Source organism: Streptomyces sp. NPDC006450 (genome assembly GCF_040612195.1).
In the GTDB taxonomy this organism is placed as follows: domain Bacteria; phylum Actinomycetota; class Actinomycetes; order Streptomycetales; family Streptomycetaceae; genus Streptomyces.
Genome location: NZ_JBEXPT010000092.1, coordinates 20,693 through 28,199, shown reverse-complemented (window position 1 = coordinate 28,199; position 7,507 = coordinate 20,693). Strand labels below are relative to the sequence as shown.

The window sequence follows — 7,507 nt, the reverse complement described above, 5'->3', positions numbered from 1 at the left end:
GGCCAGGGCCGCGGCGGCGAGCGCGATCGCGCCGAGGACCGCCGTCGCCCACCCGAGCCCGGCCTTCGCGCCGACCCAGCCCGCGAGCGGATAGGTCAGCAGCCAGGCGGCGTGCGACAGGGAGAACTGGGCGGCGAACACCGCGGTGCGGTCCCCTTCCGGTACGGCCCGCCGGACCACCCGGCCGGCAGGCGTGAGCACCATCGAGCAGGCCGCCCCGAACCCCGCCCACGTGCCCAGCAGCGCGGGCCAGCGCCAACCGCCGCCGTGCGCCGAGGTGATGACGCCGAGGGCGCAGAACGCCGCGGGGAGCATCAGGGCCCCGGCCAGCATCACCCGCCGGTCCGGGCGGTTCTCCAGGATCCGCGGCAGCGCCAGGGCCACGGTCATGGACCCGGCTCCGTAGGCGCCGAGGGCGAGGGCGACCGACTCGACGGACAGCCCCAGGAAGTCCCGTACGTACACGACGGAGTTGACCGTGACCACGGCTCCGGCGGCCGCTACCGCGAGGTTCATCGCCAGCAGGGACCGCAGCGCTGGGGCGGCGAGGAACAGGCGCGTCCCCGCGGTGGCCCTGGCGTACGCGCCCGGCCCGGACGCGGCGGAGGTCCGCGCCCGTCGGGGCAGGACGGCGGACACCACGAGCGCGGACGAGGCGAGGAAGCCGGCCGCCGTACCGAGGAACAGCCGGTCGTAGCTGACCACCGACAGCAGCGCGGCCGCGAGCACGGGACTGACGAGGCTCTCCAGGTCGTAGGCGAGCCGGGACAGGGACAGGGCCCGCGTGTAGGCGCGCTCCTCGGGCAGGACGTCGGGGATCAGGGCCTGGAAGGTCGGGGTGAAGGCGGCCGAGGCGGTCTGCAGCAGGAAGATCAGGACGTAGACCTGCCAGACCTGGCTCACGAACGGCAGGAAGAGCGCGACCCCCGCCCGGACCAGGTCGGAGCCGACGAGGAGGGCCCGGCGCGGCAGCCGGTCGGCCACCGCGGCGATCACCGGCGCGACGGCGACGTACGCCACCATCTTGATCGCGAGCGCCGTTCCGAGCACCGAACCCGCGTCGGGGCCCGCGAGGTCGTACGCGAGCAGGCCGAGGGCCACGGTGGCCAGGCCGGTGCCGGTCAGGGCGATGACCTGGGCTCCGAACAGGCGGCGGTAGGTGCGGTCGCGCAGCACGCTCGGCATGCGGGGGCCCTCCGGACTGAGTGGTGGGACGGGGAACTCAATATATCCACACCTGCGCATCTGCGCACATGTTTGCGGGATTGATGCTCCACCCTCGCCCTGTGTCTCCCCGGAGCGGCCTACTCTGTGGGGTATGCCAGCTCGCGAACCTCAGCCACCTGCACCCGATGCGCACCTACGGGATCCCGACAGGGCGCGTCTCGCCGAGGCGACCGAGGTCTTCGCGATGCTCTCGGACATCACCCGGCTGCACCTCCTGTGGCTGCTCGCCCAGGGGGAGTCGGACGTCGGCTCGCTGGCCGACCGCTGCGCCGCGTCACGGACCGCGGTGAGCCAGCACCTGGCGAAGCTGAGGCTGGCGGGCCTCGTCGACACCCGCCGCGACGGCCGGCGCATCCACTACAGCCTGCGCGACGGGCATCTGCGCCGGCTCGTGCTGGAAGCCCTCAGCCACGCCGACCACCGGGTCAGCGGAACGGCCCCGCACAACTGACCCCCGCAGAAGCCGCACTGACGGACCGTCGCCTCCTGCTGCCCGGATTCCCCGGATTCCGCCAATGCACCCGCGCCCCTTGGATAGTTGCACTATCCTCGTGGCGTGGATCAGCTGATCGTCGAAGACCCGCCCCGTATCGGCCCGTACCGTCTGATCGCCCGGCTGGGCGCAGGCGGCATGGGCCTGGTCTACCTCGGCCGCTCCGAGGGCGGGCGCACCGTCGCCGTGAAGGTGGTGCAGGCCGAGTACGCCGGGAACCCGGAGTTCCGCAGGCGCTTCGCCCGGGAGGTGGCCGCCGCCCGGCGGGTGGGCGGGAGCTGGACCGCGGCCGTCCTCGACGCGGACCCGGAGGCCGCCGTGCCCTGGGTGGCGACCCAGTACATCCCCGGGCCCGACCTGCACACCGTGGTCGCCAAGGACTTCGGGCCGCTGCCCGAGCACTCCGTGCGCACCCTCGCCAACCGCCTCGCCCTGGCCCTGCAGGCCGTGCACGAGGCGGGCCTGATCCATCGCGACCTCAAACCCTCCAACGTCCTGGTCACCGTCGACGGCCCGCGCGTCATCGACTTCGGCATCGCCCGGGCGATGGACAACCTCGCCGGGGACAGCCTGCTCACCCATACCGGCATGCTGATCGGCTCGGCCGGTTTCATGTCCCCGGAGCAGGTCCGCGGCCTGGAGCTCACCCCCGCCAGCGACGTCTTCTGCCTCGGTGCCGTCCTCGTCTACGCGGCCACCGGACGGCTCCTCTTCGGCGCGGCGGACACCGGCCTGAACGCCCACCTCTTCCGGGTCGCCGAAGAGGAAGCGGACCTGACCGGCGTACCCGAGGAGCTCGTCGGGCTCGTACGCGCCTGCCTGCACAAGGACCCGGCCCGGCGGCCCACCCCCGGGCAGGTGGCCGAGCGGACGGCGGCGGACCAGGCGGGGGAGTGGCTGCCGGGCGCCGTCCTGGCCCAGCTCGGCCGCCACGCCGCCGAGCTGCTGGACTTCGCACCCGCGATGCCCGCCGAGCCGCCCGCCGAGCGGGCCGACCCCCGTGTTCCGCCCGCGCGCCCCGAGCCCTGGCTCCCCCCGCCCCCGCCGCCCGGGTACGCCCCCACCGCTCCCGCGGACTCCGGCTCCGCGCGGGGGTTCGGGCCGCCCCCGGTCCCCACCGGCGGCTGGGCCGCGACCCCGTCCACGGCCCCCGGGAACCCCGGGGAGTCCGCTTCCCCTTCCGCCAGGCGCTGGCGGGGCCTGGTGGTGGCCGCCCTCGCGCAGCTGGCGGTGGTGTTCCAGGCGACCGTCTTCAGCGCGGCGCTGCCGGGACTCCAGGCGGACCTCCACCTCAGCGGCCCGGGCCCGTACTTCATCGCCCACGCGGTCGCCTTCGGCGCGGTGCTCCTGCTCGGCGGTCACCTCGTGGACCTCCTGGGGCGGCGGCGCACGATGCTCATCGGCCTGGCCGGATTCGCGGCGGCCTGCGCACTCGGCGGCGTGGCCGGCGGTTCGGGCGGAGTACTCGTCGCGGCCCGCGTCCTGCAGGGCGTCTTCGGCGCGCTGGTGACACCGGCCGGACTCGCCCTGGTGGCCGCGGGCTTCACCGAACCCAGGGCACGCGGCAAGGCCTTCGGGATCTACGCTGTGTTCGTGGGCGGCGGTTCCGCGCTCGCGCTGCCGGCGAGCGGATGGCTCGTCCAGGGCCTGGCCTCGGACGTGGCGCTGTACGCAGCCGTCCCCCTCGCGGTGATCACCCTGATCTGCGCACCCGGCCTGGCGCACGACCGCCCTGCCCCCGGCGGAGCCCGCCCCGACGTGCCCGGTGTGCTGCTCGGCTCCGGCGCTGTCGCCGCCCTCCTCTACGGCCTCGGAGCGGCCGAGACGTACGGCTGGGGCGCGCTCGGGGCGCTGATCCCGGTGGCGGTCGGCGCCGTCCTGCTCGCGGTCTTCCTGTGGTGGCAGTCCAGGTCTCCGGCCCCGCTCCTGCCGCCGTACGTCCTCCAGGACCGCAACCGCGCCGGCAGCCTCCTCGCCCTGCTCCTGGCCGGGGCCGGCCTCCTCGCGCTGTTCCTGTCCGTGAGCTTCTACCTGCAGTACGTGCTCGGCTACGCCCCGGGCGCGACCGGGTTGCTCCTGCTCCCCATGGTCGCGGCGGTCGTCATCGGCTCCACCCAGATCTCCGGCCGCCTGCTCCACCGTGCCGCGCCCGGCGTCCTGATCGCGGCCGGGCTGGTGCTCACGGCCGCGGGACTGCTGCTCCTGACCGGCCTGGAGGTCAACGGCACGTACGAGGCCCAGGTGCTGCCCGGCACGATCCTCGCCGGCCTCGGCACCGGCCTGGCCTTCGCCCCGCTCCTCGCCACCGCGACCGACGGCGTCGCCCCGTGGCACTTGGGGGCCGCCGCGGCAGCCGTCATGACGGCCCACCAGCTGGGCGAGGCGGTCGGCGGCACGGTACTGGCCGCCGTCTTCGCCGGCCTCCCGCGGATCGGCTCCCAGGACGCGGTGAGCGGGTACCTGGTGAGCGGATACACCACCACCCTCTGGTGGGCGTTCGGCGGCGTGCTGCTCGCGGCACTGGTCGCAGGCCTGACGGTCAACGCCAGGCCCGCACGGAGCGCCGCGGGGCGGCCGGCGGGGTCGCTTCGGTAGCCCGCCGCCCGCGGCCGGTCAGTGCCGGCCGCGCACGAGCGTGAACACCGCGCCCTCCGGGTCGGTGACCACGGCCAGCCGCCCGCTCACGCCCTCGCGCGGCGGCTGGACGATCCGGCCGCCGAGCCGCAGGACCCGGCCGGCGGCCGCGTCGGTGTCCTCCACCTCGAAGTACGTCATCCAGTGCGGCCCCCGGTCGTGGGGCAGCGAGCGGCCGACCCCGTGCACGGCGGCCACCGGCCGGCCCTGCAGGGTCAGCGTGAGGTAGTCGAAGTCCTCGCAGGCGTCGGGATGCGCACGGGCCTCGTGGCCGAAGACGTGCTCGTAGAACTTCCCGACCGTCGAGGTGTCCTGCGTGACCAGCTCGTGCCACACCGGGGTGCCGGGTCCCCCGGCCAGCCGGGTGCCGAGGTGGGACGCTGCCTGCCAGAGCCCGAAGATCGCGCCCAGCGGGTCGGAGCAGATCGCCACCCGTCCCGCGATCCCGGCATCGAGCGGGCCCACCGCGACCGTGCCGCCGCAGGAGCGGATGGATTCGGCCGTGGCGTCGGCGTCGTCCGTGGCCAGGTACGTCGTCCAGGCCACCGGGAGCTGCCGGTCCGGCGGCATCTCGCCGATGCCGGCCACTTCCCGCCCGCCGAGCATGGCCCGGACGTACGGGCCGAGCTGCTCGGGGCCGGGCTCGTACTCCCAGCCGAACAGGTCGGCGTAGAAGTCCTCGGTGGTCCCGAGGCCGTGGACCATCAGGCTCGCCCAGCACGGCGTGCCGGGCGTGCGCCGCGTTGCTTCCGATGCCTCGGTCATGTCAGCCGTCTCCTCCGTCGTCACGCTCGTGACCCTTCCCGGAGCTGATGCTTCCACTCAAGGAGGCGCGGCGCGCCCCGACCGGCCGGGTTTCGCGGCAGCCGGGAGAGATGACCGGATCGGTGCGGCCCGTCGATGTCCGGCTGTTACGCGGGGTGTGTGCCGGGGAGCAAAATGGCCCGCATGACTGCGAACCCGCCCCGCTCCCCGCTCGTCTCCGCCGCCGACCTGAAGGAGGAGCTGGCCGGCCCGCTGCCGCCGGTCCTCCTGGACGTCCGCTGGCAGCTCGGAGGCCCGAACCTGCGGCCCGAGTACGAGGCCGGCCACCTCCCGAACGCCGTCTACGTCGACCTCGACGCCGAACTGGCAGGCCCGGCGGGCTCCGGCGGCCGGCACCCGCTGCCGGATCCCGAGGAATTCGGGGCGGTGATGAGGCGGGCCGGGGTCTCGTCCGAGGTCCCGGTGGTCGTGTACGACGGCGGCCAGGGCTGGGCGGCGGCGCGCGCGTGGTGGCTGTTGCGCTGGACGGGCCACCCGCGCGTGCGGGTCCTGGACGGGGGGCTGGCCGCGTGGAAGGCCGGTGACGGTCCGCTGTCGACCGAGATCACTCCTGTGAACGAGGGTGATTTCAAGCCAAATCCGGGTGCCATCGGACTGCTGGACGCGGACGGGGCGGCGGCGCTGGCCCGGACTGGTGTGCTGTTGGACGCACGGGCGGGCGAGCGGTACCGCGGAGAGGTCGAACCGATCGATCCGGTCGGCGGTCACATCCCGGGGGCGCTGTCGGCGCCGACCACGGAGAACGCGGGACCCGACGGCCTGTTCCTGGACCGCGACGCGCTGCGGGCCCGCTTCGAGGGCCTGGGCGTGCACGCCGACACCGCCACCCCGGTCGGGGTCTACTGCGGCTCGGGCGTCTCGGGGGCCCACGAGGTCCTGGCGCTGGCTACGGCGGGCATCCCGGCGGCGCTGTACGCGGGAAGCTGGTCGGAATGGTCCGCGGACCCCGCGCGCGAGGTGGCGGTCGGCGAGCTGCCGGGCTAGGGCGCGCCCTCAGGACCGGGGCGCGTCCTTCGGACAGGCTCCGGTTCCCGGCGACGGCGTGTCCGCCGCCGGGAACCGGACCCGGGTCACTCCTGCTTCTTGCGGCGGGTGCCGAAGACGATCTCGTCCCAGCTCGGCACCGCCGCGCGGCGGCCGGGGCGCACCCCGTCGGCCTCCGCCTGCCGGTCGGTCGTGCCCGTGAGCCGGTCCCGGTGTCCCGCGACGGTGCGCGGCATCAGGACGTCCGCGTACGCGGAGCCCGCGCCGGCCGACGCCGAAGCGGCGGGCGGCTCCTCCACCTCCGGCTCCGTCACCGGCTCCGGAACCACCAGGTCGCCGCGGAAGCTCGGGACCGCCTCCAGCAGGGCCGTCAGCGTGTCCCGCTCGTCCTCGGGCTCCGGCTCCGGCGGGGGAGCGGCCGTGTGGCCGGCAGTTCGTTCCATCTGGCGGTCCAGGGCCCGGTCCAGCGGCCGGTCCCGGGGCAGCCGCGCGATCCTCGGCACGAACGGGAAGCTCGGCTCCGGGGTCGCCGGCAGGTCGTCCGACTCGCCGATCAGCGAGCGGGCCTCGTCGTCCACGGCCACGACCAGCCGGCGCGGCGGGTCGTACGTCCAGCTCGCCGAGTGCGGTTCGCCCGCGACCCGGTAGACCAGCAGGACCTCCCAGGTGCCGTCGTCGCGGCGCCACGAGTCCCACTGGACGGATTCCTTCTCGGCCCCGCGCAGCGAGAGCCTCTCCTGCACGGCCTCGCCGAGCTGGGGTCCGGTGTTCTCGCCGGGCCGCCGCACGGGGGTCTTGCGGGCCCGCTCCGCCATGAACGCGCGCTCGGCGAGCACGGGGCCCTCGAAGCGGCGTACGCGGTCGACGGGGATGCCGGCGAGCTGAGCGACCTCCTCAGCGGAGGCACCGGCCCGTATGCGGGCCTGGATGTCGCGGGGGCGGAGGTGGCTCTCCACCTCGATCTCGATCTGGTTCAGGCGCGCACGGTCGTTGCGCACGGCAGCCCGGAGACGCTCGTCGATCGGAAGCGTGTACTCCGTGCTATCCGCAGCCTTGAGCACCAGTCGTGTGCCGTCATTTGAGACGGCCACGACACGCAGTTCGGGCATGGGGACCTCCCGGGTGGTGCCTGCCGACGTCACGTGCGTCGCTGCTTCCGCTAGTCGAGTGTGGCCTGCCCGGGTGCAGCCTGCCACTACCTTGCCGAGTTAAACCGGCGTGTCGGGCATGCGCCCTTGATCGCTGTTATGGCACGGTTACCTGTTGGGCACGCACAGTGACCGAACGATTACTGTGCGCAGCAGGATCCCGTGCAAAACCGCGGCATCGCCGGTCTCGAGTGCC

6 protein-coding genes are annotated in these 7,507 nt (G+C 74.5%); 3 read left to right on the top strand and 3 right to left on the bottom strand.

The window, feature by feature from the left end; genetic code table 11:
- On the bottom strand, window positions 1-1,185 hold a 1,185-nt coding region (locus ABZY57_RS23905), incomplete at its 3' end, for an MFS transporter (protein WP_356515082.1).
- Between the two features lie 133 nt (window positions 1,186-1,318).
- Between ABZY57_RS23905 and ABZY57_RS23900 the strand changes: the two genes are divergently transcribed.
- Both ABZY57_RS23900 and ABZY57_RS23895 read left to right on the top strand, forming a co-directional pair.
- Entirely contained in the window at window positions 1,319-1,678 is a 360-nt protein-coding gene (locus tag ABZY57_RS23900) for a metalloregulator ArsR/SmtB family transcription factor (RefSeq protein WP_356515080.1), read from the top strand.
- Between the two features lie 105 nt (window positions 1,679-1,783).
- Window positions 1,784-4,315 carry an MDR family MFS transporter gene (locus ABZY57_RS23895; RefSeq protein WP_356515078.1) on the top strand — a complete coding sequence of 844 codons (2,532 nt, stop codon included), beginning with the start codon at window positions 1,784-1,786 and terminating at the stop codon, window positions 4,313-4,315.
- 18 nt (window positions 4,316-4,333) lie between these two features.
- On the opposite strand, the gene ABZY57_RS23890 is transcribed toward ABZY57_RS23895, so the two are convergent.
- On the bottom strand, window positions 4,334-5,119 hold the full coding sequence (locus tag ABZY57_RS23890) for a VOC family protein (RefSeq protein WP_356515076.1): 786 nt from the start codon (window positions 5,117-5,119) through the stop codon (window positions 4,334-4,336).
- 183 nt (window positions 5,120-5,302) lie between these two features.
- Here ABZY57_RS23890 and ABZY57_RS23885 point away from each other — a divergent pair, with 183 nt between their 5' ends.
- A complete protein-coding gene (locus ABZY57_RS23885) occupies window positions 5,303-6,163 on the top strand; it encodes a sulfurtransferase (RefSeq protein ID WP_356515074.1) in 861 nt (286 codons plus the stop codon).
- 86 nt (window positions 6,164-6,249) lie between these two features.
- Here the strand turns inward: ABZY57_RS23885 and sepH are convergent, their stop codons facing one another.
- On the bottom strand, window positions 6,250-7,272 hold the full coding sequence (gene sepH / locus ABZY57_RS23880) for a septation protein SepH (RefSeq protein WP_356515072.1): 1,023 nt from the start codon (window positions 7,270-7,272) through the stop codon (window positions 6,250-6,252).
- Between the last annotated feature and the right edge of the window lie 235 nt (window positions 7,273-7,507).